29 protein-coding genes are annotated in these 25,811 nt (G+C 68.9%); 16 read left to right on the top strand and 13 right to left on the bottom strand.

Going from position 1 to position 25,811, the window contains the following annotated elements; genetic code table 11:
- The first annotated feature begins 1 nt into the window (after nucleotide 1).
- Nucleotides 2–349: a DOPA 4,5-dioxygenase family protein gene (locus BM004_RS05715; protein ID WP_093124697.1), complete on the top strand. Its 348-nt coding sequence runs from the start codon at nucleotides 2–4 to the stop codon at nucleotides 347–349.
- Here the strand turns inward: BM004_RS05715 and BM004_RS05710 are convergent.
- The gene (locus tag BM004_RS05710; protein WP_093211741.1) at nucleotides 346–1,698 is read right to left on the bottom strand and encodes an aromatic ring-hydroxylating oxygenase subunit alpha; all 1,353 of its coding nucleotides are present in this window, start codon (nucleotides 1,696–1,698) and stop codon (nucleotides 346–348) included. The genes BM004_RS05715 and BM004_RS05710 overlap by 4 nt on opposite strands.
- A gap of 22 nt (nucleotides 1,699–1,720) precedes the next feature.
- Nucleotides 1,721–2,707 carry a tripartite tricarboxylate transporter substrate binding protein gene (locus BM004_RS05705; RefSeq protein ID WP_093124693.1) on the bottom strand — a complete coding sequence of 329 codons (987 nt, stop codon included), beginning with the start codon at nucleotides 2,705–2,707 and terminating at the stop codon, nucleotides 1,721–1,723.
- Nucleotides 2,708–2,828: 121 nt separating this feature from the next.
- Between BM004_RS05705 and BM004_RS05700 the strand changes: the two genes are divergently transcribed.
- Nucleotides 2,829–3,656: a helix-turn-helix domain-containing protein gene (locus BM004_RS05700; protein ID WP_093211739.1), complete on the top strand. Its 828-nt coding sequence runs from the start codon at nucleotides 2,829–2,831 to the stop codon at nucleotides 3,654–3,656.
- An 18-nt stretch (nucleotides 3,657–3,674) separates the two neighbouring features.
- Here the strand turns inward: BM004_RS05700 and BM004_RS05695 are convergent, their stop codons facing one another.
- The gene (locus tag BM004_RS05695) at nucleotides 3,675–4,331 is read right to left on the bottom strand and encodes a glutathione S-transferase (RefSeq protein WP_093124687.1); all 657 of its coding nucleotides are present in this window, start codon (nucleotides 4,329–4,331) and stop codon (nucleotides 3,675–3,677) included.
- An 80-nt stretch (nucleotides 4,332–4,411) separates the two neighbouring features.
- Between BM004_RS05695 and BM004_RS05690 the strand changes: the two genes are divergently transcribed.
- The 3 genes from BM004_RS05690 (at nucleotide 4,412) to BM004_RS05680 (ending at nucleotide 7,563) form a co-directional block, all read left to right on the top strand.
- A complete protein-coding gene (locus tag BM004_RS05690) occupies nucleotides 4,412–5,632 on the top strand; it encodes a polyhydroxyalkanoate depolymerase (protein WP_093124684.1) in 1,221 nt (406 codons plus the stop codon).
- A gap of 357 nt (nucleotides 5,633–5,989) precedes the next feature.
- Nucleotides 5,990–6,877 carry a universal stress protein gene (locus BM004_RS05685; protein WP_093124682.1) on the top strand — a complete coding sequence of 296 codons (888 nt, stop codon included), beginning with the start codon at nucleotides 5,990–5,992 and terminating at the stop codon, nucleotides 6,875–6,877.
- A gap of 56 nt (nucleotides 6,878–6,933) precedes the next feature.
- Nucleotides 6,934–7,563 (top strand): N-acetyltransferase, encoded by a 630-nt coding sequence (locus BM004_RS05680; protein WP_093212041.1) that lies wholly within the window; start codon nucleotides 6,934–6,936, stop codon nucleotides 7,561–7,563.
- 5 nt (nucleotides 7,564–7,568) lie between these two features.
- On the opposite strand, the gene BM004_RS05675 is transcribed toward BM004_RS05680, so the two are convergent.
- Nucleotides 7,569–8,552: a LysR family transcriptional regulator gene (locus tag BM004_RS05675; protein ID WP_093211737.1), complete on the bottom strand. Its 984-nt coding sequence runs from the start codon at nucleotides 8,550–8,552 to the stop codon at nucleotides 7,569–7,571.
- A gap of 105 nt (nucleotides 8,553–8,657) precedes the next feature.
- On the opposite strand from BM004_RS05675, the gene BM004_RS05670 reads away from it, so the two are divergent.
- Together BM004_RS05670 and BM004_RS05665 are read left to right on the top strand one after the other, a co-directional pair.
- Nucleotides 8,658–9,779, top strand: coding sequence for an adenosine deaminase family protein (locus tag BM004_RS05670; protein ID WP_093211735.1), 1,122 nt, complete (start codon nucleotides 8,658–8,660; stop codon nucleotides 9,777–9,779).
- Between the two features lie 8 nt (nucleotides 9,780–9,787).
- A complete protein-coding gene (locus tag BM004_RS05665) occupies nucleotides 9,788–10,774 on the top strand; it encodes a Bug family tripartite tricarboxylate transporter substrate binding protein (RefSeq protein ID WP_093212039.1) in 987 nt (328 codons plus the stop codon).
- Between the two features lie 166 nt (nucleotides 10,775–10,940).
- Here the strand turns inward: BM004_RS05665 and BM004_RS05660 are convergent, their stop codons facing one another.
- Nucleotides 10,941–11,396, bottom strand: a complete 456-nt coding sequence (locus tag BM004_RS05660) for a CBS domain-containing protein (RefSeq protein ID WP_093124676.1) — start codon at nucleotides 11,394–11,396, stop codon at nucleotides 10,941–10,943.
- A gap of 207 nt (nucleotides 11,397–11,603) precedes the next feature.
- On the opposite strand from BM004_RS05660, the gene BM004_RS05655 reads away from it, so the two are divergent.
- Complete coding sequence (locus BM004_RS05655; RefSeq protein ID WP_093211733.1) at nucleotides 11,604–12,914, top strand: O-acetylhomoserine aminocarboxypropyltransferase; 1,311 nt, start codon at nucleotides 11,604–11,606, stop codon at nucleotides 12,912–12,914.
- Between the two features lies 1 nt (nucleotide 12,915).
- Complete coding sequence (locus BM004_RS05650; RefSeq protein ID WP_093124670.1) at nucleotides 12,916–13,722, top strand: alpha/beta fold hydrolase; 807 nt, start codon at nucleotides 12,916–12,918, stop codon at nucleotides 13,720–13,722.
- A gap of 28 nt (nucleotides 13,723–13,750) precedes the next feature.
- Here BM004_RS05650 and BM004_RS05645 read toward each other — a convergent pair whose 3' ends face one another.
- Genes BM004_RS05645 through BM004_RS05635 form a run of 3 tightly spaced genes read right to left on the bottom strand, consistent with a single transcriptional unit; the run spans nucleotide 13,751 to nucleotide 15,826 of the window.
- Entirely contained in the window at nucleotides 13,751–14,740 is a 990-nt protein-coding gene (locus BM004_RS05645) for a Bug family tripartite tricarboxylate transporter substrate binding protein (RefSeq protein ID WP_256219791.1), read from the bottom strand.
- A gap of 28 nt (nucleotides 14,741–14,768) precedes the next feature.
- Nucleotides 14,769–15,431: an NAD-dependent epimerase/dehydratase family protein gene (locus tag BM004_RS05640; RefSeq protein ID WP_093211731.1), complete on the bottom strand. Its 663-nt coding sequence runs from the start codon at nucleotides 15,429–15,431 to the stop codon at nucleotides 14,769–14,771.
- 11 nt (nucleotides 15,432–15,442) lie between these two features.
- Nucleotides 15,443–15,826, bottom strand: a complete 384-nt coding sequence (locus BM004_RS05635; protein ID WP_093124665.1) for a thioredoxin family protein — start codon at nucleotides 15,824–15,826, stop codon at nucleotides 15,443–15,445.
- 102 nt (nucleotides 15,827–15,928) lie between these two features.
- Between BM004_RS05635 and BM004_RS05630 the strand changes: the two genes are divergently transcribed.
- Nucleotides 15,929–16,267: an Mpo1-like protein gene (locus BM004_RS05630; protein ID WP_093211729.1), complete on the top strand. Its 339-nt coding sequence runs from the start codon at nucleotides 15,929–15,931 to the stop codon at nucleotides 16,265–16,267.
- 21 nt (nucleotides 16,268–16,288) lie between these two features.
- Here the strand turns inward: BM004_RS05630 and BM004_RS05625 are convergent, their stop codons facing one another.
- Nucleotides 16,289–17,500 carry a YihY family inner membrane protein gene (locus BM004_RS05625; protein ID WP_093211727.1) on the bottom strand — a complete coding sequence of 404 codons (1,212 nt, stop codon included), beginning with the start codon at nucleotides 17,498–17,500 and terminating at the stop codon, nucleotides 16,289–16,291.
- Between the two features lie 75 nt (nucleotides 17,501–17,575).
- On the opposite strand from BM004_RS05625, the gene BM004_RS05620 reads away from it, so the two are divergent.
- Complete coding sequence (locus BM004_RS05620; RefSeq protein WP_093211725.1) at nucleotides 17,576–18,001, top strand: DUF2069 domain-containing protein; 426 nt, start codon at nucleotides 17,576–17,578, stop codon at nucleotides 17,999–18,001.
- Entirely contained in the window at nucleotides 17,998–19,425 is a 1,428-nt protein-coding gene (locus tag BM004_RS05615; protein WP_093124654.1) for an FAD-binding oxidoreductase, read from the top strand. Before BM004_RS05620 ends, BM004_RS05615 begins: the two co-directional genes overlap by 4 nt.
- 297 nt (nucleotides 19,426–19,722) lie before the next feature.
- On the opposite strand, the gene BM004_RS05610 is transcribed toward BM004_RS05615, so the two are convergent.
- Genes BM004_RS05610 through nthA form a run of 3 tightly spaced genes read right to left on the bottom strand, consistent with a single transcriptional unit; the run spans nucleotide 19,723 to nucleotide 21,403 of the window.
- Nucleotides 19,723–20,091 (bottom strand): nitrile hydratase accessory protein, encoded by a 369-nt coding sequence (locus tag BM004_RS05610; RefSeq protein WP_093124651.1) that lies wholly within the window; start codon nucleotides 20,089–20,091, stop codon nucleotides 19,723–19,725.
- Nucleotides 20,088–20,753: a nitrile hydratase subunit beta gene (gene nthB, locus BM004_RS05605; protein ID WP_093211723.1), complete on the bottom strand. Its 666-nt coding sequence runs from the start codon at nucleotides 20,751–20,753 to the stop codon at nucleotides 20,088–20,090. Before nthB ends, BM004_RS05610 begins: the two co-directional genes overlap by 4 nt.
- Nucleotides 20,750–21,403: a nitrile hydratase subunit alpha gene (gene nthA / locus BM004_RS05600; RefSeq protein WP_093211721.1), complete on the bottom strand. Its 654-nt coding sequence runs from the start codon at nucleotides 21,401–21,403 to the stop codon at nucleotides 20,750–20,752. The genes nthB and nthA overlap by 4 nt, the downstream gene beginning before the upstream one ends.
- A gap of 36 nt (nucleotides 21,404–21,439) precedes the next feature.
- Here nthA and BM004_RS05595 point away from each other — a divergent pair, with 36 nt between their 5' ends.
- From BM004_RS05595 to BM004_RS05580, 4 genes are all read left to right on the top strand, one after another.
- The gene (locus tag BM004_RS05595) at nucleotides 21,440–22,279 is read left to right on the top strand and encodes a thymidylate synthase (protein WP_093124641.1); all 840 of its coding nucleotides are present in this window, start codon (nucleotides 21,440–21,442) and stop codon (nucleotides 22,277–22,279) included.
- Between the two features lie 4 nt (nucleotides 22,280–22,283).
- On the top strand, nucleotides 22,284–22,808 hold the full coding sequence (locus tag BM004_RS05590) for a dihydrofolate reductase (protein ID WP_093211719.1): 525 nt from the start codon (nucleotides 22,284–22,286) through the stop codon (nucleotides 22,806–22,808).
- Nucleotides 22,805–23,983 carry a phosphatidate phosphatase App1 family protein gene (locus BM004_RS05585; RefSeq protein WP_093211717.1) on the top strand — a complete coding sequence of 393 codons (1,179 nt, stop codon included), beginning with the start codon at nucleotides 22,805–22,807 and terminating at the stop codon, nucleotides 23,981–23,983. Before BM004_RS05590 ends, BM004_RS05585 begins: the two co-directional genes overlap by 4 nt.
- Before the next feature lie 165 nt (nucleotides 23,984–24,148).
- The gene (locus BM004_RS05580; protein ID WP_093124632.1) at nucleotides 24,149–24,388 is read left to right on the top strand and encodes a hypothetical protein; all 240 of its coding nucleotides are present in this window, start codon (nucleotides 24,149–24,151) and stop codon (nucleotides 24,386–24,388) included.
- 25 nt (nucleotides 24,389–24,413) lie between these two features.
- Here BM004_RS05580 and gdhA read toward each other — a convergent pair whose 3' ends face one another.
- Nucleotides 24,414–25,757 carry an NADP-specific glutamate dehydrogenase gene (gene gdhA, locus BM004_RS05575; RefSeq protein ID WP_093124629.1) on the bottom strand — a complete coding sequence of 448 codons (1,344 nt, stop codon included), beginning with the start codon at nucleotides 25,755–25,757 and terminating at the stop codon, nucleotides 24,414–24,416.
- Nucleotides 25,758–25,811: the final 54 nt, after the last annotated feature.

The following is a 25,811-nucleotide window of genomic DNA, read 5'->3' as shown; positions in this document are numbered from 1 at the left end:
CATGCCACGCCGCCCCGAAAACCTCTACGCCCAGTACCACGCCCACGTCTATTTCGCGCCCGACACCGTGGCGCAGGCGCGCACCCTCTGCGAACGCGCGGGCCACGAGCTGATGGTGGTGGTCGGCCGCGTGCACGAGCGGCTGGTGGGGCCGCATCCGCACTGGAGCTGCCAGCTCGCCTTCGACGCCGCCGAGTTCGACCAGGTCATCGGCTGGCTCGAGGCCAACCGCGACGGGCTCGACGTGTTCGTGCACGGCGTGACGGGCGACGGCTTTGCCGACCACACGGCGCATGCCATGTGGCTCGGCGAGGAAAGCGCGCTCGACCTGCGGATGTTCCGGCACTAGGCTTCCTTCGCGATGCCCTCCACCTCCTCGCCCTCCACGCCCTCCTCGCTCCCCGCGCCGTGCACCTTGAAGAAGGTCGCACCCTCCACCTTCTGGCCGATGGCCTTCTCGTAGGCCGCGCGCACATCCTCAGGCTGCCCCGCCTGCCCGAAGAAGTCCTTCAGGTACGGCCCCAGCAACGGGTGCGCGGCCAGCGCCTTGCGCGGCAGGCCGTTGAGCATCTCGTCTCTGCAGGCTGACGGCAGGAACACGTCGCGGTTCTTCTGCGCATCGCGGATCAGCCCCTTGGGTTCGTGCGCCGGGTCGGCCTGCATCGCCTCGATCTCCTCGAAGAAGCGGCGGCGCATCATCACGATGCCCTTGTCGCTCTGGCCCAGCTTCTCGCGCGTGCGGTCGGTGACGGCGCCCTGCCCCACCCACACCACGAAGTCCTGGTTGGCGACGTGGCTGGTGATCCAGCGGCCGGTCACCGGGTCCTTGATGGGGCCGTACCACGAGGGAATGCGCTCCTGCACATAGGGCTCCTGCTCGGCGGGCACGCGGCTGAGCACCCACAGCACGCTCAGCGTGTGGTGGTCGTCGATGGGCACGCGCCATTCGAAGTGGTGGCCCAGGAAGAAGCCGTTGGGCCACAGCGTGACGCGCCCGGTGGTCCACATCACGTTGTCTTCGTGCTCACCGTCGCGCAGGCGCTTGTAGACGAAGCCGTGCTCGAACTCCTCGAAGGCCAGCTTCAGGTGCGTGGGCACATAGGGCCCTTCCTCGCCCTGCAGGCGCGTGGTCCAGTTGTTGTGCGTCCACTCGAAGTGCACCGGGTCGATCGAGTTCTCCTGGCACTGGAACCAGTTGCACGGGATCTCCGCGAACACCGCCTGCGCGAAACCGTTCCTGTAGTTGAACAGCTCCCAGTCGGGCAGCAGCGGCGCGGGCTGCGGGCCCATGTAGGCCCACAGCAGGCCGGCCTTCTCCTGCACCGGGTAGGCCTTGATCTTCGTGTTCTTGCGCATGCGCGCGCCGGGGTCCAGCGTTTCCTCGAAGGGCTGGTGAATGCACTGCCCGCTCGGGTCGTACTGCCAGCCGTGGTAGCTGCAGCGCAGGCCGCACTGCTCGACGTAGCCGTAGGACATGTCGGCATTGCGGTGCGGGCAGCGCCGGTCGACCAGGCCGTAGTTGCCGCTCAGGTCCTTGTAGAGCACCAGGTCTTCGCCCAGGATGCGCAGCGGCTTCACGGCCTTGTCGTCGAACTCGCTCGCGCCGGCGACCGGGTGCCAGTAGCGGCGCAGGTAGTCGCCCATCGGCTTGCCCGGGCCCACTTCGGTCAGCAGGCGGTTCTTTTCTTCGCTCAACATGCATCGTCTCCTTGGGGGGTTTTCAATCGGCGCGAATGCCGAACTCGCGCACCAGCTTGCCGAAGCGCTGGTCGTCGTCTGCAATCTGCTGCGCCAGCACGGCGGGCGCGCCGCCCACGGGCTCGATGCCGAGCGCGGCCATCTTGGCCTGCACGTCGGGCATGCGCAGGATCTCGTTGAAGTGCCGGTTGAGCGCCTGCACCACATCGCCCGGCATGGCCTTGGGGCCGAGCAGGCCCATCCACGCGCTCACGTCCATGTCCTTGTAGCCCAGCTCGATGAAGGTGGGCACGCCGGGCATCAGCCTCGTGCGCTGGCGTTCCGCCACGGCGAGCGGAATGAGCTTGCCCGCGGTGATGTGGCCGGCCACCGCGCCGGGCGTGATCCAGCCCACGCTGATGTGGCCGCCCAGCGCGTCGTTCACCACCGGCGCCACGCCGCGGTACGGCGCGTGCGTGGCCGAGATGCCCGCGTCCTTGTTGAGCAGCTCGCCCGCGATGTGCATCGGCGAGCCCGCGCCGGGCGTGCCGTAGGTGACGGTCTTGCCGGCCTTGGCGCCGGCCACCAGCTGCGCCACGCTCTGGATGCCGGTGGCCGGCGCGGTCACCAGCAGCAGCGGGATGTTGCCGGTCTTCACGATGGGCGTGAAGTCTTTCACCACGTCGTGCGCCACGCCGGGGCCGGTCTTCAGCACGTGCTGCGCAATGGGAAAGGTGCTGGGCGTGAACAGCAGCGTGTAGCCGTCGGCGGGCGCCTTGGCGACCCACACGTTGCCGATCATGCCGCTCGCGCCGGGCCGGTTGTCGACCAGCACCGGCTGGCCGACGCGCTGCGAGAGCTTCTCGGCGTAGGTGCGCGCGATGGCGTCGGTGTCGCCGCCCGCGGGGTAGGCGACGACGATGGTGATCGGCTTCGAGGGCCAGGCCTGCGCCATGGCCGCTGTCGCGGCACAAAGCGAAAGAATGGCTCCTGCAGCGGCACGGGCCGCGTTTCGGTGGTGAAACATCATGCTCTTTTCCTTCAGTGGGGACGACGTTGGGGGTCGATCGCACTGTAGGAACGCAGCCGCGAAGCCAGAAGATATAGTTTCACCCAGTGAACCAAATCAGCCACCGCCTCAGGGAAAGCACATGCCGGACACCACGGGCGCGCAGAGCGTGAAATCCATCGATGCGCTGCGCCGCGGGCTCGACGTGATGCTCGCCGTGCAGCGCTCGTCGGCCGTGACGCTGCAGGAGCTGCACCGGCAGACGGGCCTGTCGAAGGCCACGCTGCTGCGCATCCTCAAGACGCTGCAGCAGGCCGGCTGGGTCGAGCGCAGCGAGCACGACAAGCGCTACGTGCCGGCCTCGGCCACCGGCCAGTCGGGGCCGGTGGCGGCGTGGCGCACGCGCCTGTCGGCACTGGCGGCGGCCTCGCGCGCCACCTTGCAGCGCGTGGTGCCCTGGCCCATCGACCTGGGCGTGCGCGACGGCACGGCCATGCTGATCCTCGACACCGACCGGCCGCGCAACGGCCTGGCCGTGAACTACCGCGCGCTGGGCTTTCGCCCGCCGATGCTGCTGTCGTCGCTGGGGCGCTGCTACCTCTCGTTCTGCCCGGAAGAAGAGCGGCGCGGAATTCTCGCGGCGCTGGCGCGTTCGCCCAACGACTTCGACCGCAGCGCGCGGCGGCCCGAGAACATCCGGCGCATGGTGGCGCATGCGCGCGACCTCGGCTACGTGGTGCGCGACCCCACCGCGACCAGCCTGGATTCGCCCGACCGCTTCGGCGCGATGTCGGTGCCGCTGCGGCACGCAGGCCTCGTGGTGGGCTGCCTCAGCTGTGCGTGGCTGCCCGCGGTGAAGAGCGAGCGCGAGATCGTCGCGGCGCACCTGGGCGACCTGCAGCAGGCCGCCCAGAACATCGAGCGCAAGCTGGCACAGGCCGGCTTCGAGCCGCCGCCCGCGAGCGCATGAAACCGAAACACGCGGGGTTCAGAACTCCGCGTCGAGCTCGTCGATCTCGTCGGGTTCCTGCTTGGCGGCAGTGACCCATTCCTTCATGGCCGGCAGCTCCATCACGCGCTTGCAGTAGGCCGCGCACGCGCTGTCGAGCGCCACGTCGTAGCTCAGGAAGCGCGTGACCACCGGCGCATACATCGCGTCGGCCATGCCCGGCTGCTTGCCGAACAGGAAGGGCCCGCCGTAGGCCTTCAGGCATTCGCGCCAGATGGCGACGATGCGGTCGATGTCGGCCTGCGCGCGCGACCACACCTTGAAGTTCTTGAAGTGGGCCTTGATGTTCATCGGCAGCGCGCCGCGCATCGAGCCGAAGCCCGAGTGCATCTCGCCGCAGATGGCGCGGCAGTGGGCGCGCGCGGCCACGTCGTCGGGCAGCAGGCCGGCCTTGGGCTTGATCTCGTTGAGGTACTCGCCGATGGCCATGGTGTCCCACACCTTCACGCCGCCGTGCTGCAGCGAGGGCACCAGCATGGAGGACGACAGCAGCAGCATCTCGGCCTTCATGGCCGGATCGTCGGGCGGGATGATCTTCTCGCTGAAGTCCAGCCCGGCCAGCCTGCACATCAGCCAGCCGCGCAGCGACCACGCGCCGTAGTTCTTGCTGCTGATGGTGAGAACGGGTTTGGCCATCGGGTCGCTCCTTGTGGGTAACCCGGTGCGTGCAAGCGCCATGCCATCCGGCTGGCCCGCAACTTGCCTGCTGCAACGTCATGCTGTACCGGGCCTACCAGAACCAAGCCGACCTGCTCTCTCCGGCGCGGCTCGCGGCGCAATACCTGGGCAAGGCCCTGTGGCAGGACGGCACCGAGCGCACCATGGTGCGGCGCATGGCCGCCCAGTTCGAGGTGTTCTCGCGCATGCGGCTCACGCACACGCGGCCCGACTACGGCATCGCCAGCGTGCCGGTCGACGGCGTCGAGGTGGCCGTGCACGAGGAAAAAACCCTCGTCTCGCCCTTCGGCACGCTGCTGCATTTCCGCAAGGACACCGATGCGGTGCACCCGCCCGTGCTGCTGGCCGCACCACTCTCGGGCCATTTCGCCACGCTGCTGCGCGAAACCGTGCGTACCCTGCTGCGCGACCACGACGTGTACCTGACCGACTGGCACAACGCGCGCGACGTGCCGCTGTGGGAGGGCAAGTTCGGCCTGGACGACTACACACTGCAGCTCATCGAGTTCCTGGAGGCCGTGGGCCCCGGCGTGCACATGGTGGCGGTGTGCCAGCCCTGCGTGGCCGCGCTGGCCGCCACCGCGCTCATGGCCGAAGACGACAACCCCGCCACGCCGCGCAGCCTGACGCTCATGGCCGGCCCGGTCGATTGCCGCATCAACCCGACGGGGGTGAACGTGCTGGCCACCAGCAAGCCCATCGACTGGTTCCGCCGCAACCTCATCAGCCACGTGCCGTGGCCGCACGCGGGCATGATGCGCCGCGTGTACCCCGGCTTCCTGCAGCTCACGGCCTTCATGAGCATGAACCCCGAGCGGCACAAGAAGCAGTTCCAGGACATGGTCACGCACCTGGTCGAAGGCGACCTCGAGAAGGCCCGCACCATCGGCACCTTCTACGACGAGTACCTGGCCGTGAACGACCTGCCGGCCGAGTTCTACCTGGAAACGGTGGAGCGCGTGTTCCAGACCTACGACCTGCCGCGCGGCGTGCTCACCGTGGGCGAGCGCACCGTGAACCCCGGGGCCATCCGCCGCACCGCGCTGCTGACGGTGGAAGGCGAGCGCGACGACATCTGCGCCGTGGGCCAGACGGTGGCGGCGCAAGACCTGTGCACCGGCATCCGGCCCTACCTCAAGGCGCACCACCTGCAGGCCGGCGTGGGGCACTACGGGGTGTTCAGCGGCAGCAAGTGGAACGCGCAGATCTACCCGCGCGTGCGCGAAACCATCCACGCGGCGGCCGAGCTGCACGGCTGATCAAGGCCCGTCAATCCGGCAAGGGTCGTGAGGCCTTTGTTTGCCTTGGCGCGCAAGGCTTCCTACACTCCGGCCCCATGCAACGCCAGGCTTTCATCCGCAGAACATCGCGCGCAGTCTTCACTGCGCGGATGGCTGCAGGGTCGCACCAGACCCTCGCAGACCTCTGAGCCCGGCGGTCAGCCTCCCCCCTCTCTTTTTCTCAGCATTTCATCGACCGCCGGGCCCAAGCCCCGCGCGGTAGCGCGCCCGCTCGGGCACGCCGCGCTTTCCCCAGCTGATTCCCTCGCTTGCCGCCGCCCGTCGCTTCGCCGCGACCGGGGCGGTGGCCGGCTTTGCCATGCGGAAAGAACCCTGATGAACATCCAATCGATCCTGGCGGTGACGGACCTGTCGGCCCAAGGCCGTCGCACGGTCGTGCGCGCGGCTTCCATCGCGGCGGCGCACGGCGCGCTGCTGAAGCTCATGTACGCACCGGCCGCCTTCGCTGGCGCTGCGGGTGCCGATGCCGATGCCGCGCAAGGCCTCGGCGCGTTGTGCGTCGAGGTGGCCGAGCGCTTCGGCATCCTCGTCAAGAAGATCGACGACACCGGCGGGCGCCTCGAGAGCGCCGCGCAGGAGGCGCGGTGGTGCGACCTCGTGGTGATCGGCGGCGAGCCCGACCGCCGCGTGGCGGCCTTCTTCCACGGCCAGCCCGCCGAACAGCTGCTGCGCGCCGCGCAGCGCCCGGTGCTGGTGACGCGGCTCGATGCGCGGGAGAGCGGCTACAGCCGCATCCTCGTGGCGGTCGACCTCATGAACGAATCGCGGCCGCTGGTCGACCTGGCCTGCGCCTTCGACAGCGCGGCCGAGATCGAGCTGTTCCACGCCTTCACGGCCATGCACGAAGGCAAGCTGCGCTATGCCGACGTGTCGGCGCACATCATCGACGCCTACCGCCACGCCTGCGCCCGCCATGCGCGCGAACGCATGCTGTGGCTGTCCGACCCGTCGAGCGCGCGGCGCAACCGCGTGGTGTCGTCGATCGGCCGGGGCGACCCGGCGCGCCAGGCGGCCGTGCAGCAGCAGTACACCAACGCCGACCTGCTGGTGGTTGGCAAGCGCAAGCGCTCGGCGCTCATGGACTTCCTGTTCGGCAGCGTGGCGCTGCGCGCGCTGCGATGGTCCACGGGCGACGTGCTGGTGGTGCCGCATGGCGCGCTCGCCGAATGGCAGGGACGCCGGGCGGCGGCGCTGGCACCATGACGTCCGTGATGACGTCGGTGATGACGTCGGTGATGACGTCGGTGATGGCGCACGGCATGGCGCCGGCAGCGCCCTTCTCCTTTGCGGCGCTGCCCCGCTGGCTGCTTCGCCCGGCCGAGCTGCGCATCGACGTCGATCCGCGCAAGGCCAGGCCCGCCGACACGCTCCTGCCGGTGCACGAGCGCATGCGCGCAATGGACGACCGGCTGCAGCAGATGCCGCACTTCGTGCTCGACGACCCCGGCCTGCGCGCGCGCTACCGCGAGGCCGACGGCGAGCTGTACGTGTACATCGAGGACGTGCGCCGCGGCTGCCTGGTGGGCTACACCGTGTTCAACCGGCTCATCGAGCTCGACCGCCGGGCCGACCGCCACATCCGCGCACCGCATTCGCAGTACGACCCGGCCTACCAGCGGCGCGGGCTGGCGTCGGCGGTCTACCGCTGGGCGCTGGACCAGGGCATCTGCCTCATGAGCGGCGCGCGCCAGTCGCCCGGCGCGCATGCGCTGTGGCAGAGCCTGTCGCGCCAGCACGAGGCGGGCTTTGTCGACCTGCGCCACAAGCGGCTGAGCTACCTCGGGCACGAGGTGGCGGCCGCCACGCTGGCCGAGCTGCACACCCGCATGTTCCTGCTCGGCGACGGCTGGACGCTGGCGCGCTTCAGGCGCGATGTGCGCATGGACTGAAACTGTCAGCGCCGCGCCCGCGTGCCCTTGCTGCTGACGCGCCGCACCTTCGCCTCGCCGATCTCGCCGGCCTCGCTTGCTTCCCTCGCTCGAGGCAATTTTTCGCGCAGGAACGCGATGAGCTCCTGCGCCACCACGTTGCGCATCGGCCCCGGCAGGTAGGCCAGCACCACGCGGCGCTCGACGCGCGGCTTCAGCAGCGGCAGCACCACCAGCTCGGGGTCGCGCAGCGACGAGGTGTACAGGCGCGGCATGAGCCCCAGCGCCTGGCCGCTGCGCACCAGCGCGTAGAGCGTTTCCGAATAGCTCACGCGGTACGGCTCGGCGCCCTGCGCGAACTGCGCGCGCGCCGGGTTGCCGAGCGCGGGCATGCTGCCGCTTTCGAACAGCACCAGCCGCTCCTTGCCGATGGCCTCCCAGCTGGCGTCGCCGGCCGCGGCCAGCGCGTGGTCGCGCCGCACCACCAGCACCAGCGGATCGCGGAACAGGTCGATGCAGGCCAGCCCGCCCGGCGGCTCGGTGATGGCGGCCACCGCCATGTCGATCTGTCCGCTGCGCAGCTCGGCCAGCAGCGTGTTCGACGGCGCGTCGCGCCAGGCCAGCTCCACGTCGCGCCGGCCGCTCCCGAGGAACTCGCCGGCCGCGGCCGCCACGCGCGCGGCGGCCGAGGGAATGACGCCGATGCGCACGAAGGCCCGCCCGCGCTGCACGGTGCTCTCGATGTCGCGCAGCGCCACCTCGAAGGTGTTGACCAGGAAGTCGGTGCGCGCCAGCACCTCGGCGCCCACCGGCGTGAGCTCCAGCCGGTGGGTGGAGCGCGTGAGCAGCTCGGCGCCGAGCAGCTTCTCCATCTGCTTGATGGCATTGCTCAGCGCCGGCTGCGTGATGGCCAGCCGCCGCGCCGCGCGGCCGAACTGGCCTTCTTCCACCAGCACCGAGAAGAACTGCAGCTGGCGCAGGGTGAGCGCACGCAGGGGCAAGGCGGCCATGGGCAACTCCCGGTTGGGTTCGGTCAGGTTGGTTATTGATTCAGTGAATCAAATTATAGAAATTCAAAATTTTCTTTATGGGACGGTGCTCACTAGACTGCGCGCATGAACAGCCCCACGAGCCCTTCGGCGAACCACACGCCCGCGCCAGTGTTCACGCTGGAAGCGATGCTGCGCGCGATCCCCAAGGTCGAGCTGCACTGCCACCTGTTCGGCACGGTGCGCCACGACACCTTCAAGCAACTCAACCTGCGCGCCGGTGCGCCGCTGGCGGCCGACGAGATCGAAGGCTTCTACACGCGGGGCGAAAAGCCGGTCGGCGTGCTGCGCGTGCTGCGCGCGCTCGACGCCCAGCTGGTGCGCAGCGCCGGCGACCTGTACCAGCTGACGCTCGAATACCTGCAGGACGCGGCCTCGCACAACGTGCGCCATGCCGAGTTCTTCTGGAACCCGACCGGCACGGTGCACGGCTCGGGCATTGCGTACCCGCTGGCGCAGAGCGCCATCGTCCGCGCGATCCACGACGCGCAGAAGGAGTTCGGCATCGCCGGGCGCCTGATCGCGGCCATCGACCGCGAGGCCAGCGCCGAGGCGGCCGTGGAGATGGTCGAATGGGTCAAGGCGCATCGCTGCGACGAGGTGATCGGCATCGGCATCGACTACCGCGAGAACGACCGCCCGCCGGAGCTGTTCACGCAGGCCTATGCCAACGCGAAGAAGGCCGGCCTGAAGACCACCGCGCATGCCGGCGAGTTCGGCATGCCCTGGACCAACGTGCGCACCGCGCTCGACGTGCTGCAGGTCGACCGCATCGACCACGGCTACACGGTGGTCGACCAGCCCGACTACGCGCGCGAGTGCGCAGAGCGCGGCGTGCTCTTCACCGTGGTGCCCACCAACTCGTACTACCTGCGCACCCTGCCGCCCGAGCGCTGGGCGCTGGACCACCCGATTCGCCGCATGCCCGGCCTGGGCCTGCGCATCCACCCCAACACCGACGACCCGACGCTGCACAAGGTCACGCCCACGCAGGCCTGGCTGATGATGGTGCGCGACTTCGGCTTCGGCCTGGACGACCTGCGCGGCTTCATGCACAACGGCCTCGACGGCGCATGGATCGACGACACCCAGCGCCGCGAATGGCGCACGCAATGGAGCGATGCCTTCGATTCGCTGCGCGCACGCCTGCCCGAAGACCCCGCCCCTTCCCAAGATCACCAAGGATGAACCCCGCCATGCACACGCCCCGCCGCCTGCTTCTTTCCACCGCAGCCGCCGCACTCTGCGCGGCACTGCCTTCGGTGACCCTCGCGCAGGCGTGGCCCGCGGCCAAGCCCATCACGCTGATCGTGCCGTACACCGCCGGCGGCAGCGTGGACGTCAACGCGCGGCTGGTGGCGCAGCGCCTCGGCGAGCGGCTCAAGCAGTCGGTGGTGATCGAGAACGTGAGCGGCGCGGGCGGCGCCATCGGCGTGGCCAAGGCGGTGAACGCCACGCCCGACGGTTACACGCTGGTGGTGGGGCCCGACAGCGCCATCGCCATCGGCAAGCTGGTCAACCCGACGGCCTTCCGCTTCGATCCGCTGAAGGACCTGGCGCCGGTCGGCCTGCTGAACACCGCGCCCATGGTGCTGGTGGCGCGCCCCGGCCTGGAGGCGCAAACCTTCCCCGACTTCGTGAAGCTCGCCAAGGCCAGGCCCGGCAAGTACAACTACGCCACCTCGGGCGTGGGCACGGTGCTGCAACTGGCCATGGAACTGCTGAAGGAGCGCAGCGGCATCTTCGTGACGCACGTGCCCTACCGCGGCGGCGCGCAGATTGCCACCGACGTGATCGGCGACCAGGTCGACCTGGCGATGCTGGTGAGCACCAGCGCCATTCCGCATGTGAACGGCAAGCGCCTGAAGGCGCTGGGCATCACCAGCAGCAAGCGGCTGCCTTCGCTGCCCAACGTGCCGACCTTCGACGAGATGCCGGGCCTGAAGGGTTTCGACATGGTGAGCTGGACCGGCATCTTCGCGCCCGCGAAGACGCCGCCGGCCGTGGTCGCGCAGATCAACCAGGAACTGAATGCGGTGCTGCAGGAGGAAGGCGTGCGCTCCAAGCTGATGGAGCAAGGCGCGCTGCCGGGCAGCGGCACGCCGGACTCGTTCTCGAAGTTCGTTCAGGCCGAATACGCACGCAACCAGAAGATCGTGCAGACCGCGAACATCAAGGAGTAGCCAGGCTCGCCCCAGGCTGCGCGCACTTCGCATCGCTTCGTGCCGCTTCGCCAGCCCCTGCCGGGGGCGACACCCGAGGCCCGAGGCCCGGCAGGGCCCGTTCCTCGGCGTCTCGGTGTCTGGGTGTTCTTGCATGAGGCCGGGCCTTGCGCCTGGCCGTCTCGGCTCAGCCGGTGCTGCTCTCGTCTTCCGCCGGCCAGTCGCGGATGTAGGCCTTGAGCATCTTGTTCTCGAAGTTCTGGCTGTCCACCACGGCCTTGGCCACGTCGTAGAAGCTGATCACGCCCATGAGCATGCGCTTGTCCATCACGGGCATGTAGCGCGCGTGGCGCTCCAGCATGATCCGGCGGATCTCGTCGAGGTCGGTTTCCAGCGTGCAGGTGACGGGGGCGTCGTCCATGGCCTTGCGCACGAGCGTGGTGCCGATCTGGCCGCCGTTGTTGACGACGGCGACGATCACCTCGCGGAAGGTGAGCATGCCGACGAGGTCGCCGTGTTCCATGACCACCAGCGAACCGATGTCCTTTTCCGCCATGGTGTTGGCGGCCTCTGCCAGCTGGTCGTCTGGCGTGATGGTGAAGAGCGTATTGCCCTTGACGCGAAGGATGTCGCTGACTTTCATCGTGTGCTCCTCTCGGGACTCAATCTCGGCTCGCTGTGAGCAATCTCTGGGCTATGTCTGAAGCGGTGTCGGCGGGGTGCCTTTTTTGAATATAGCCCACAATCGACGCCGACCTGCACGCCCCTGTCGCGCACGCATGATTTGCAGACGTAACGGGGCATTGCGAAGCGACCCAAGAGACAACCGAGAAAATTGAGAAAGGCCCCAATGCCCGGATATTCCGACCCCGGTTTCGACACCCTCGCGCTGCACGCCGGCGCCTCGCCCGACCCCGCCACCGGCGCGCGGGCGGTGCCGATCCACCTGACCACGTCCTTCGTCTTCGAGTCGAGCGACCACGCCGCGGCACTGTTCAACCTGGAGCGCGCCGGCCACGTGTATTCGCGCATCAGCAACCCGACCAACGCGGTGCTGGAGCAACGCGTGTCGGCGCTCGAAGGCGGCATCGGCGCCATCGCCACCGCCAGCGGCCAGGCCGCGCTGCACCTGTCGGTGGCCACGCTGATGGGCGCGGGCTCGCACATCGTGGCCAGCACGGCCCTGTACGGCGGCTCGCAGAACCTGCTGCACTACACGATGCGCCGCTTCGGCATCGAGACCACCTTCGTGAAGCCCGGCGACCTCGACGGCTGGCGCGCCGCGGTGCGCCCCGAGACCAAGCTGTTCTTCGGCGAGACGGTGGGCAACCCCGGCCTGGACGTGCTCGACATTCCCGCCGTGAGCGACATCGCGCACGAAGCCGGCGTGCCGCTGCTGGTCGACTCCACGCTGACCTCGCCCTACCTGATCAAGCCCTTCGACTGGGGCGCCGACCTGGTCTACCACTCGGCCACCAAGTTCCTGTCGGGCCACGGCACCGTGATCGGCGGCATCGTGGTGGACGGCGGCAGCTTCGACTGGGAGAAGTCGGGCAAGTTCGCCGAACTGACGCAGGCCTACGACGGCTTCCACAACATGGTGTTCAGCGAGGAAAGCACCGTCGGCGCGTTCCTGCTGCGCGCGCGCCGCGAAGGCCTGCGCGACTTCGGCGCGTCGATGAGCCCGCACACGGCCTGGCTGATCCTGCAGGGCATCGAGACGCTGCCGCTGCGCATGGAGCGCCACATCGACAACACGCAGAAGGTGGTCGAGTTCCTGGCCACGCACCCGTTCGTGTCGCGCGTGGGGCATCCGCTGATCGAGTCGCACCCGAGCCATGCGCTCGCGCAGAAGCTGCTGCGCCACGGCGCGCGCGGCGCGGGCGCGGTGTTCAGTTTCGACATCAAGGGCAGCCGCGCGCAGGGCAAGGCCTTCATCGAGGCGCTCAAGCTGTTCAGCCACCTGGCCAATGTGGGCGACTGCCGCAGCCTGGTGATCCACCCGGCCAGCACCACGCACTTCCGCATGACCGACGAGGCGCTGGCGGGCGCGGGCATCTCGCAGGGCACGATTCGCCTGTCGATCGGCCTGGAAGACCCGGCCGACCTGATCGACGACCTGAAGCGCGCCCTGAAGGCCGCGGAAAAGGCGGGTGCCTGAGATGAACTACAGCGTCAACGGCCACACCACCTACTGCTACACCGGCGGCAAGACCTTCGATGCGGCCAAGCCTACGGTCGTGTTCATCCACGGCGTGCTGAACGACCACAGCGTGTGGATCTTGCAGAGCCGCTGGTTCGCCAACCACGGCTGGAACGTGCTCGCGGTCGACCTGCCCGGCCACTGCAAGAGCGCCGGCGCGCCACCGGCCAGCGTGGAAGAGGCGGCGCAGTTCGTCATTGCGCTGCTCGACGCGGTGGGCGTGCACAAGGCCGCGCTGGTCGGCCACAGCTTCGGCTCGCTGATTGCGCTGGAAGCCGCGGCGCGCGCGCCGGACCGCATCACGCAGCTCGCGATGGTCGGCACGGCCTACCCGATGGTGGTGTCGCCCGCGCTGCTCGAAAGCTCGGTGAGCGACCCGCAGCGCGCGATTGCCATGGTCAACACCTTCTCGCACTCGCTGCTGGCGCCGCCGCCCTCCTCGCTCGGCCCGGGCACCTGGCTCTACGGCAGCTCGCGCGCGCTGATGCGCCGCGTGCTGGCCAGCAACCGCGAGGCCAACGTGTTCCACATCGGCTTCAAGGCCTGCAACGACTACGCCAACGGCGAAGGCGCGATGGAAAAGGTGCAGTGCCCCGTGCTGTTCCTGCTGGGCGACGCCGACCAGATGACGCCGCCGCGCGCCACCAAGGCGCTGGTGGCCAAGGCGCGCAACGCCAAGGTGGTGACGGTGCACGCCGGCCACGCGCTGATGAGCGAGGCGCCCGACGAGGTGCTGTTCGCGCTGCGCGACTTCATGACCTTGTGAGTGCCCGGGGCCCAAGAGGCCCTGGCTTTCAGTCCAGCGAGATGCCGGCCCGATCGGCCTCGACGCGGTAGCGCGAGATCTCGCGCTCCGCCTCCTGGCGAAAGGCCGCCGCACCGACCGCCACGGGCTCCATGCCCTGCGCGCGCAAGGCCGACTGCACACCGGCGTCGCTCGCGGCCACCGCCACGGCACGTGAGAGCCTGTCGAGCACGGGTGGCGGCGTGCCGGCCGGCGCGGCCAGAGCGAACCAGGCCTCGAAAGTGGCCTCGCGCAGCCCGTGCTCGGCCAGCGTGCGCACCTCGGGGAAGACACGCGAGCGCTCGCTGCCCAGCACCGCGATCGCGCGCATCCTGCCGGCCTGCACCTGCGGCGCGAGCGCCCCGGCCACCTCGATGCCCAGGTCGACCTCGCGGTTGGCCAGGGCTACCACGAGCTGGCCGGTGCTGCGGTACGGAACGTCCTGCAGGCGCACGCCCGCGGCCGTCGCGAGCATCTCGCCGGCCAGGTGGGGACCCGAGCCGGGGCCGAAGGTGCCGTAGCGGATGCGCCCGGGGTGCGCCCTGGCGGCGGCGATCACCTCGCACAGCGAGTGCCAAGGCGCCTTCTGCCCCACCACCAGCGCGAGCGAGGTGCGCGCGACGATGGCGATGGGTGCCAGGTCGCGCGACGGGTCGTACGGCAGCTGCTTGCGCAGCGCGGGGTTGATACTGAAGCTGGTGGAGGCGGACAGCAGCAGCGTGTGGCCGTCGGGCATGGCGCGCACGACCGACTGCGTGCCGATGACGGTGGCCGCGCCGGGCTTGTTTTCCACCACGATCGGCTGGCCGAACTGCGCCGACAGGCTTTGCGCGAAGGCACGGGCCACCATGTCGCTGCCGCCGCCGGCCGAAAAGGGAACCACGATGCGGATCGGCCGCTGCGGCCAGGTGTCGTTCACCGGGGCCTGCGCACGGGCCTGGGCCTGCGCGTGGGCGCCCGGCGCCGCGCAGGCGCCCAGGACCAGCAGGCTGGCCAGCAAGCAAAGAAGGTTTGCCCGCGGACGCAACTCAGCCCAGCGCGTTGATGTCCGCCGGGTCGAGCACCACTTTCGGCGCGCCCTTGCGCGCCACGGCCAGCATCGCGCGGCCGAGCTTCTCGGTGGTCGTCACCCTGTGGGGCCACCACCGGTAGGCCAGCCCCAGCACCGGCTTGAGCACGACGATGGCCGCGTCGTACAGCGGGGTCTTGGAGCGCACGCCGTGCAGCGGCTGGATCATGCCGGGGCGGAACATGTAGGCCGCCTTGAACGGCAGGCGCAGCAAGGCGTTCTCTGTGGCGCCCTTCACGCGTGCCCACATGCTGGTGCCGCGCTCGCTGCTGTCGGTGCCGGCGCCCGTCACGTAGGTGAAGGTCATGCCGGGGTTGAGCCGCGCGAGCACGGTGGCCGCGGCCAGCGTCAGGTCGTACGTGATGCGCTTGTACTCGGGCTCCTTCATGCCGACGGACGACACGCCCAGGCAGAAGAAGCAGGCGTCGAAGCCCTGCAGCTGCGGCTCGATGGCGCTGTAGTCGTACATGTCCTTGTGCACCAGGTCGCGCAGCTTCGCGTGCTGCTGCCCCGTGGGGTTGCGGCCGACCGCGACCACGCTCTGCACATCGGGCGCCAGCAGGCACTCGCGCAGCACGCCCTGGCCCACCATGCCGGTGGCGCCAAAAATCAGGATTTTCATGAGGGTTCCGGTCAGACCGCGAAGACGGTCGGCTTCTTGTCGAGCACCGCCAGCAGCAGGTCGACGTCGAGGCTCGACGGCTTGGGCGGCTGCAGCGCACCGAGCATGCGCGAGAGGGTTTCCGCATGCGGCAGCAGCGGGCCGAGGAAGCGGGTGCCCTCGGCGCCCGCCACCAGCAAGGTGGGGAAGGTCTCGACGTCGAAGGCGTCGGCGATGTCGGCGTGGTCCTCGATGTCGACCCAGGCGAAGCGCAGCTGCGGATGCGCGCGCGCCACCTGCTCGAGCAGCGGCCGGTAGTCGCGGCAGGTGCCGCACCATTCGGCGCACAGGCACACGACCCACAGCGCGTCGCTGGCGGGCCCGGCCGATTCGGTGGTACTCAGGAGTGCGCTCAAGGTCGATGCGTCGAAGGTGGGAAGGAAGGGCCGGATGGTGCCATCGGGACGTCGTGGCTATTATGGCCAAGCCCTCCTGAAAGGGCACAGGAGGCTCGCACCATGAACACCACGACCGCCCCAGGATCTGCAGTCGATCCGCGACGTTTCAAGAGCTTTGCGGAGTTCTATCCGTTCTACCTGACCGAGCACGCCGACCGCACCTGCCGCCGGCTGCACTTCGCGGGCTCGACGCTGTCGCTGCTGTGCCTGGTGGCGCTGGTGGTCACGCTCAACCCGTGGTGGCTGCTGGCCGGGATGGTGGCGGGCTACGGCTTCGCCTGGGTCGGGCACTTCGGGTTCGAGAAGAACAAGCCGGCCTCGTTCAAGCGGCCGCTGTACTCGTTCATGGGCGACTGGACGATGTACCGCGACATCTGGCTCGGCCGGGTGAAGATCTAGCCGCTGCCCGCTCATTCGCTCCTAGATCAATAGCACGTCACCCAGGCGCAGCGTGCGCAACGGGCCCTTTTGCCAGAGGTCTTCGAGCGGCTCGGCCCGGGGCATCATCAGTTCCTTGAGCAGCGGCTCGATCGAGGTCGACGGGTCCGCGAGCAGCACGTAGCGCGGGTCCTCGTTGGCGGGCTCTTCGGCCAGCGGCCCGATCCAGTCGAGCACCACCAGCGTCTCGAGCACCGGCGCCAACTGCAGCGCGTCGACCCGCATGCGCGTCACCAGTTCGGTCGCGCCCATGCCCTTGGCCGGCGTGGCCTGCGCGCGGGCCAGGTGCTGCAGCGTTTCCATGGCCAGCTGCAGCGGCCAGCCCGCCGCGCCGCCGCGCCGCGCCACGCCCGTCAGCAGGCTCGGCAGGTAGGCCGCAATCACCGCGCCGAGCAGCACGATCACCCAGGCCACGTAGATCCAGACCAGCAATATCGGGAAGGTGGCGAACGCGCCGTACAGCACCGAATAGGTCGGCACCAGGCTCAGGTAGTAGCCCAGCACGCGCTTGGCGATCTCGATGGCCGCCGCCACGAAGATGCCGCCGGCCCAGGCATGCGACCAGCGCACGTTGGTGTTGGGCACGTAGTGGTACAGCGACGCCATGCCCACCGCCAGCAGCGCGAACTCGAAGGTGTCGAAGAACAGCTTCACCATGCCGCGCCCCACCACGTCGCTGGTGGCCGAGACCACGTACGAGGTGGTCGACAGGCTCACCGCCAGGATGACCGGCCCCAGCGTGATGGCTGCCCAATAGATGAGCACCCGCTGCGCGAAGGGCCGCGGCGTGCGCACGCGCCAGATGTTGTTGAGCGTCTTGTCGATCGTGAGGATCAGCGCAATGGCCGTGATCACCAGCACGACCAGGCCCGCAATGCCCAGCCCGCTGGCCTTGCTCGCGAACTGGTTGAGGTAGCCGAGCACCTGGCGCGAGATGTTCTCGGGAATCAGGCTCTCGATGAGCCAGCGCTGCAGGCGGCCCTGCATCTTGGCGAACATCGGGAACACCGTGAACAGCGCCAGCGCCACGGTGAAGAACGGCACCATCGCAATGGTCGTGGTGAAGGTCAGGCTGCTGGCCGTGAGGCCGAGCTTGTCTTCGCGAAAACGCTCGCCCAGCACCGCTGCGGTGTTGCGCCACGGAAAGCGCGAAAGATCCCTCCAAAGCTGCCGACGATTCATGGCCGGTATCATGCCATCCGCTCTTTTCGTCGCGCCCGGCACCGACCGCCGGGCGCGCCTCTCTTTCCTCGCTGTCCACTCCCCACCGTGTCCGACACTCCTCTCCCGCCCTCCTCCGTACGCGCGACCCGCTGGGCCGCCGTGGGCAGCGTGCTCGGCCTCATCGTGCTGGGCCTGGCCTGGGAGTTGTGGCTGGCGCCGCTGCGCCCCGGCGGCTCGCTGCTGGCGCTGAAGGTGCTGCCGCTGGTCATTCCGCTGGCGGGCCTGTGGAAGAACCGCATGTACACCTACCGCTGGGTCAGCCTGATGGTCTGGCTCTATTTCACCGAGGGCGTGGTGCGCGCCTGGAGCGACATCAACCGCACGGGCCAGGCGCTCGCGCTGGTCGAGGTGCTGCTGTGCCTCGTGCTCTTCGCCGCCTGCGCATGGCATGTGCGGCTGCGCCTGCGCCATGCCAAGGCGGCCGCGGCCACCGCTGCCGCGGCCCGACAACTGGAGGCTTCTGCCCAATGACCACTTCTTCCGACCTGATCGACCAACTGCGCGCCATCGTCGGCGCCGCGCACGTACTGAACGAGGGTGACCTCACGGCCTACGAGCAGGACTGGCGCAAGCGCGCGCGCGGCAAGTCGCTGGCCGTGGTGCGCCCCGGCACCACGCAGCAGGTGGCCGACGTGGTCAAGGCCTGCGCGGCCGCCGGCACGGCCGTCGTTCCGCAGGGCGGCAACACCGGCCTGGCGGTCGGTTCGATTCCGGACGAGAGCGGCACGCAGGTGGTGCTGAGCCTGCAGCGCCTGAACACGGTGCGCACCATCGACGGCGCCAACCTCACCATGACGGTGGAGGCCGGCTGCATCCTGCAGACGCTGCAGGAGACGGCAGAGAAAGCCGGCTTCCTGTTCCCGCTGAGCCTGGCGGCCGAAGGCAGCTGCACCATCGGCGGCAACCTGGCCACCAACGCGGGCGGCACGCAGGTGGTTCGCTACGGCAACACGCGCGAGCTGTGCCTGGGGCTGGAAGTGGTCACGCCGCAGGGCGAGATCTGGGAGGGCACCAGCGGCCTGCGCAAGGACAACACCGGCTACGACCTGCGCGACCTGGTCATCGGCAGCGAAGGCACGCTGGGCGTCATCACCGCGGCGACCATGAAGCTCTACCCGCTGCCCGCCGCGCAACTCACCGCCTGGGCCGCCGTGCCCTCGCTCGACCACGCGGTGACGCTGCTGGGCCTGGCGCACAAGCACCTGGGCTCGGGCCTCACGGGCTTCGAGGTGATGGGCAAGTTCGCGCTGAGCCTGGTCGACAAGCACATGCCGCAGCTGCGCGTGCCCTTCATCAAGGACGAGGCGGTGCCGTACTGCGTGCTGCTGGAGAACTCCGACAACGAGTCCGAGGACCATGCCCGCGCGCGCTTCGAGGCGCTGCTGGAAACCGCCTTCGAGGACGGCTGCGTGACCGACGCGGTGGTGGCCGAGAACCTCACGCAGGCGCACCAGCTGTGGCACATCCGCGAGAGCATTCCGCTCGCGCAGGCCGAGGAAGGTCTGAACATCAAGCACGACATCTCGATTCCGGTGTCGCGCATTCCGGCCTTCGTGGAAGAGACCGATGCGCTGCTCAGGCGCGAGATCGACGGCGTGCGCCTGGTGAACTTCGGCCACCTGGGCGACGGCAACCTGCACTACAACGTGCAGGCGCCGGAGAACATCGACACCAAGGCCTTCCTGAAGAACGAGGAAGAGCGCATCAACACGCTGGTGTACGACGCGGTTGAGAAGTTCGGCGGCTCGTTCTCCGCCGAGCACGGCGTGGGTTCGCTGAAGGTCGACAAGCTCGAGAAGCACAAGTCGCCGGTGGCGCTGGAGATGATGCGGGCGATCAAGCGCGGGCTGGACCCGAAGAACATCCTGAATCCGGGCCGGGTGATCCGCGTCTAGCGCGCGAGGTCGCGGGGTGTTTCTCCCTCCCCTCCCGGGGGAGGGTCGGGGTGGGGGCACGACGGCCTCGACCCATTCATTGCGCTCGTTGGGTGTTGCCCCCATCCCAGCCTTCCCCAAAGGGGGAAGGAGCAAGATCACCAGACACGTCCGCGTCCAGGCTTCGGGTGTTTCTCCCTCCCCTTCCGGGGGAGGGTCGGGGTGGGGGCACGGCGGCCTCGACCCATTCATTGCGCTCGTTGGGTGCTGCCCCCATCCCACCCTTCCCCCAAAGGGGGAAGGAGCAAGGCAACACGCTCAGGCCGGAAAGTCTTCGCCGCGCAGCTCGATCGGCTGCCCGTGCGGCGTGCGGTCGGCCGCGTGGTCCCAGGCATGCCGATAGCGCGCGAGTTCGTCGTGCGAGCTCGCGCCCTTGCGGGCCACCAGCGTCTCCAGCGCCGCAAGCCAATGCCGGTAATAGGTCTCGCCCGTGTCCGGGTCGCCCGCGGCCTGCGCCATCGTGATCTGCGCGGCCAGCGTCTCGGCCCATTCGGGCCAGGTGAACAGGCCGCGCTCATGCAACGCGAGCGTCATCGCGAAGGCCTGCGCCTCCCACGGGGCGCTGAACACGGGCCCGTCGGCATCGCGTGGCATGCCGGGTGCGAGGGGCATGCGATCGCCCGTCATGCGGCGGCCTCCAGGTAGCTTTCCCACGCATCGACCGACACCGACAGGTTCTGCCGCGGCGCGGTGTCGCCCCACAGCTCGGCCTCGTCGAACGCCACGGTGTAGAGCCACTGCGGCTGCTCGCCGAGCCCCTGTGCATTCGCGTCGGCGAACACATGCGCGCCATGCAGATGCACGACGGTGCCGCGCTTGCCCTTCACGTAGCCGGGCAGCCGCGTGTGATGGTCGACCTTGCCGAGGTGCATGCGCACCTGCTGGCCGAGAGTGAAGCGCGCCGGGGCCGGTTCGGGGCGCTCCGTGGGCGAGCCCTTCGCGAGCACGGCGGGCACGTTGGCCGCCTGCAGCACGCGGGCCACGGGCGCGGCCGGGTGGTGCATCTCGCCATCGGCGATCTCGTCGGGAAAGATCTGGCCGCGCTGCAGCATCAGCTGCTCGAGCGCGCCGAGCCAGATCTGGTAGTAGCTCAGGTCGCGGTAGTCGGGCAGCGTCTCGCGCACGGCGCGGCTCGCATCGATGTTCCACGAGCCGGTCGCGCCCATGGCCAGCACGAGCGCCAGCGCGCGCGGCTCCCAGCCGGCATGGAAGAGCTCGCCCTCGGCCTCCGGCTCGACCTTGCCGAAGCCCGGCTGGCCGCCGAGGTCGGCCTGCGTGTCGTAGCTCATGCCGGGCTCCCCTCTGGCACCGGTGCGTCCACCAGCCGCGTGCCGATCATCGAATCGCGCGAGACCAGCGCGGCGAGCTCGTCTTCGCCCAGCCCTTCGGTGCCCGCGGGCCGCTGCGGAATCACGAGGTAGCGCACCTCGGCGGTCGAGTCCCAGACGCGGATGCGCGTGGCCTCGGGCAGCGTCACGCCGAAGTCGGCGAGCACGCCGCGCGGGTCTTTCACCACGCGCGAGCGGTACGGCGCGCTCTTGTACCAGGTGGGCGGCAGGCCCAGCACCGGCCACGGGTAGCAGCTGCACAAGGTGCAGACCACCATGTGGTGCAGGTCGCCGGTGTTTTCCACCGCCACCATGTGTTCGCCCTGGCGGCCCGTGTAGCCCAGCGAGGCGATGGCCGCCGTGGCATCGGCCAGCAGCCATTCGCGAAAGGCCGGGTCGACCCAGGCCCGCGCCACCACGCGCGCGCCGTTGCGCGGGCCGATGCGGGTCTGGTAGGTGTCGATCAGCGTGTCGAGCGCGGCGGGGTCGATGTAGCCCTTCTGCGTGAGCACGGTTTCGAGCGCGCGCACGCGCAGGTCCATCTCGCCGAGCGCGCCGTGGTCGTCCGGATGCGCGTGGGAATGGTCGTGGGAGTGGTCATGACCGGTCATCGGCCGATGCTAGCGCCGGACCGTAAAATTCCCAACATGACCTCGCCCGCCCGCCCCACCCGCTCCCAGTACGAAGACTTCATGCGCCACGTCGACACGCACGGCGTGTTCAAGAGCGACCGCACGGGCACCGGCACCAAGAGCGTGTTCGGCCACCAGATGCGCTTCGACCTGAACGAGGGCTTCCCGCTGGTCACCACGAAGAAGGTGCACCTGAAGTCCATCATCCAGGAACTGCTGTGGTTCCTGACAGGCTCCAGCAACAACAACTGGCTGAAGGAGCGCGGCGTGTCCATCTGGGACGAATGGGCCCGCGAAGACGGCGACCTGGGCCCGGTGTACGGCGTGCAATGGCGCAGCTGGCCCACGCCCGACGGCGGCCACATCGACCAGATTGCCGACGTCATCAAGACGCTGAAGAGCAACCCCGACTCGCGCCGCATCATCGTGAGCGCATGGAACGTGGCCGAGCTGTCGAAGATGGCGCTCATGCCCTGCCACGCGTTCTTCCAGTTCTACGTGGCACCGCCGCAGGCCGAGGGCGAGCGCGGCAAGCTCAGCTGCCAGCTCTACCAGCGCAGCGCCGACATCTTCCTGGGCGTGCCCTTCAACATCGCCAGCTACGCGCTGCTCACGCACATGGTGGCGCAGCAGTGCGAACTCGACGTGGGCGACTTCATCTGGACCGGCGGCGACTGCCACATCTACAGCAACCACGCCGAGCAGGTGGCGCTGCAACTGAGCCGCACGCCCTACCCGTACCCCACGCTGAACATCAAGCGCAAGCCGGCGTCGATCTTCGACTACCAGTACGAAGACTTCGAGGTGCTCGACTACCGGCACCACGACCCGATCAAGGCACCCGTGGCGGTTTGAGCCGATGAACACGCCCCGCATCAACCTCATCTTCGCGCGCGCAGCCAACGGCGTGATCGGCGCCGGCAACGCCATTCCCTGGCACCTGCCCGAGGACATGGCGCACTTCAAGCAGCAGACCGCCGGCGCGCCCGTGGTCATGGGCCGCAAGACCTGGGACTCGCTGCCGCCGCGCTTCCGGCCGCTGCCGGGCCGCCAGAACATCGTGGTGACGCGCCAGGCCGACTGGCAGGCCGAAGGCGCACAGCGCGTGGGCAGCCTGCAGGAGGCGTTCGCGTCCTGCGCGCAACCGGCGCTCCAGGAGGTGTGGGTCATCGGCGGCGCGCAGATCTATGCCGAGGCCGAGCCGCTCGCGCAACGCGCCGTCGTCACCGTGCTCGAGCGCGACTACGAAGGCGATGCCTACGCGCCTGAGCTCGACCCCGCCGCCTGGCGCGAAACGCAGCGCGAGTCGCATGTCTCGGCCAAGGAAGGCATCGGCTTCAGCTTCGTGACCTACGAGCGCGCCGCGTCCACCGCCCAGGAATGAACCCCGACCGCCCGCACCACCCGCCCGCCCCGCCGCTGCGGCGACGGTCCGTGGTGGCGGGTGTGGGCGTGGGCGTGGCGCTGTTCGCCGGCCTGGCGCCGCTGCGCGCCGTGCAGGCCGCCCCCGAGGCGCTGGAGCCCGACGAAGAAGCGCTCTTCATGACCGGCACGGCGCGCCCCACGGCCGACGGGCGCCTCGAGCTCGACGTTCACGCATGGATCTTCGAGCGCGAGCACCGCTGGGGCCTGAACACCGCGCTGGCGCGCTACCTCGGCCTGAACCTGAAGAAGCTCTCGCCCGCCGCGCGGCTGCGCTTCAACCAGCGCACGGCGCTGTTCCATGCGGAGTCGGAAGAAGACAAGGTCATCGGCATCGATGTCGACGGCAGCCCCACGCGCATCACGATGCCGCCCTCGGGCAAGGACGGGCGCTGCAACCTGCGCATCGTCATCGATGCACCGCATGCACCGCTGCTGTCCATCGCCTCAATCTCCTCCATCTCTTCTACGGCGCCCGGGCAATGGGTGCAGTTCCATGGCGTCACGGGCCCGGGCGAGCTGCTGCACCGCTTCCGCGGCCAGGCGCTGATCGTGCCCGCGCAGGGCGTGTCGGTGATCTCGGACATCGACGACACCATCAAGCACACGCAGGTGCGCGACCGGCGCGAGATGCTGCTCAACACCTTCTCGCGCCGCTTCGAGGCGGCGCCTCGCATGGCGGGCTGGTACCGCGAACTGGCGAAGGCGCCCGAGACGCGCTTTCACTATGTGTCGGCAAGCCCGATCCAGCTGTATCCGCCGCTGTCGGACTTCATTCGCAGCGCCGGCTTTCCCGCGGGCAGCATGCACCTGCGCGAGAGCACCACATGGCGCACGCTGGTACCGGGCGACGAGGATTCGCGCACGCACAAGCTCGGCGTGATCGAGCGGCTGCTGGCCGAGTTTCCGCAGCGCCGCTTCGTGCTGGTGGGCGACTCGGGCGAAGCCGATCCGGAAATTTATGCGCAGGCGTTTCGCGCGCACCCGCAACGCATCGACGCCATCGTGATCCGCGACGTGACCGGTGAAGACCGGCGCGCCGATCGCTACCGCGCCACCTTCGAGGGCATCGACCCTGCGTACTGGCACATCCTGCTGCCCGGCACCACCGCCTGGCCGGCCACGGCACGCAGCTGATCCGCAAACAAACCGGCACCTCGCCGATCTACCGGACGGCAGATGAAAACTTCGGTACAAGCGTGTGAAAGGCATGCGCCGCGCAGGGTCTAGGCGGCGTTTGGACAGCGCTAATTGTTTGTGCGCACAATGTCCTTCACGCCCTCAAACCCAAGGAGACGGCCCATGTCCATGGAGTTTCTTCGGACCATCGCCGAGCAGAGATTGCCATACGTCGTCCACACGCCAGCGGACATCGACAGGCTGCGCGTGCTGCGTGCGGCGCAGCTGGTGACGGCCTTCATTCCCCCGTCGGACCGCGCGCACGAGTCGCGCGCGATCCGTCAGCTGGCCCAGGTCGAATCGATCACCGTGAAAGGCCAGCTGGCCTTGAACAAGGCCACCTCGGCATTCATCGAACTCTGAGCGGGCGCTGCGCGAACAGGCGCCGTCAGACGACGCCCTGCGCCAGCATCGCGTCGGCCACGCGCACGAAGCCCGCGATGTTCGCGCCGTCGACGTAGCTCACGCGCTTGTCCTTGCCTTCGCCGTAGTGCATGCACGAGGCATGGATGCCCTGCATGATCTGCAGCAGCCGGCCGTCGACTTCCTCGCGCGTCCACGACAGGCGCGCCGCGTTCTGGCTCATCTCCAGGCCCGAGGTGGCAACGCCGCCCGCGTTGCTCGCCTTGCCCGGCGCATACAGCACGCCATTGGCTTCGAACACCTTCACGGCTTCCATGGTCGAGGGCATGTTGGCGCCTTCGGCCACGCAGACCACGCCGTTCTTCACCAGCGTGCGCGCGTCTTCCTCGTTGAGCTCGTTCTGCGTGGCGCTCGGCAGCGCCACGTCGACCTTCACATGCCACGGCGTCGCGCCGGCCACGAAGCGCGCGCCGGTGCGTTCGGCGTAGTCGCTCACGCGGCCGTAGAGGTGGTTCTTCACGTCCATCAACACGGCGAGCTTCTCGGGCGTGAAGCCGTCCTCGTCGATCACGGTGCCGCTGGAGTCGGACACCGTGACCACCTTCGCGCCCAGCGCCATGGCCTTCTCGACCGTGTACTGCGCCACGTTGCCCGCGCCCGAGACGCTCACGCGCAGGCCTTCGAAGCCGATGCCCTTGCGCTTGAGCATTTCCTGCGCGAAGTAGACGTTGCCGTAGCCCGTGGCCTCGGGGCGGATCAGCGAGCCGCCGAAGCTCAGGCCCTTGCCGGTGAACACGCAGTCGGCGCGGTTGGTGAGCTTCTTGACCATGCCGGCCATGAAGCCGATTTCGCGCCCGCCCACGCCCACGTCGCCCGCGGGCACGTCGGTGTCGGAGCCGATGTGGCGGAACAGTTCGCTCACGAAGGCCTGGCAGAAGCGCATCACCTCGCCCTGGCTCTTGCCCTTGGGGTCGAAGTCGGCGCCGCCCTTGCCGCCGCCCATGGGCAGCGTGGTCAGCGAGTTCTTCAGGGTCTGCTCGAACGCCAGGAACTTGAGGATCGACAGGTTCACCGACGGATGGAAGCGCAGCCCGCCCTTGTACGGCCCGATGGCCAGGCTGTGCTGGATGCGAAAGCCCCGGTTGACCTGCACCTCGCCGTGGTCGTCCACCCAGGACACACGGAACATCAGCACCCGCTCGGGTTCGACCAGGCGCTCGAGCAGGCTGTGGGCCACGTACTTCGGGTGCTGCTCGATGTAGGGCCACAGGCTTTCCATCACCTCGGTCACGGCCTGCAGGTACTCGGGCTGTCCGGGGTTGCGTTGGGCGACATGGGCCAGGAAACCCCCGACGGATGCGTGCTTCATTCCAATCCTTTGTTCAAAATCGGTGCATAAGGTTATGCGGATCTTGCATTCTGC

This window comes from Variovorax sp. OK212 (assembly GCF_900112425.1).
Taxonomy (GTDB): domain Bacteria; phylum Pseudomonadota; class Gammaproteobacteria; order Burkholderiales; family Burkholderiaceae_C; genus Variovorax.
This window is presented reverse-complemented; position numbering and strand designations above follow the sequence as displayed.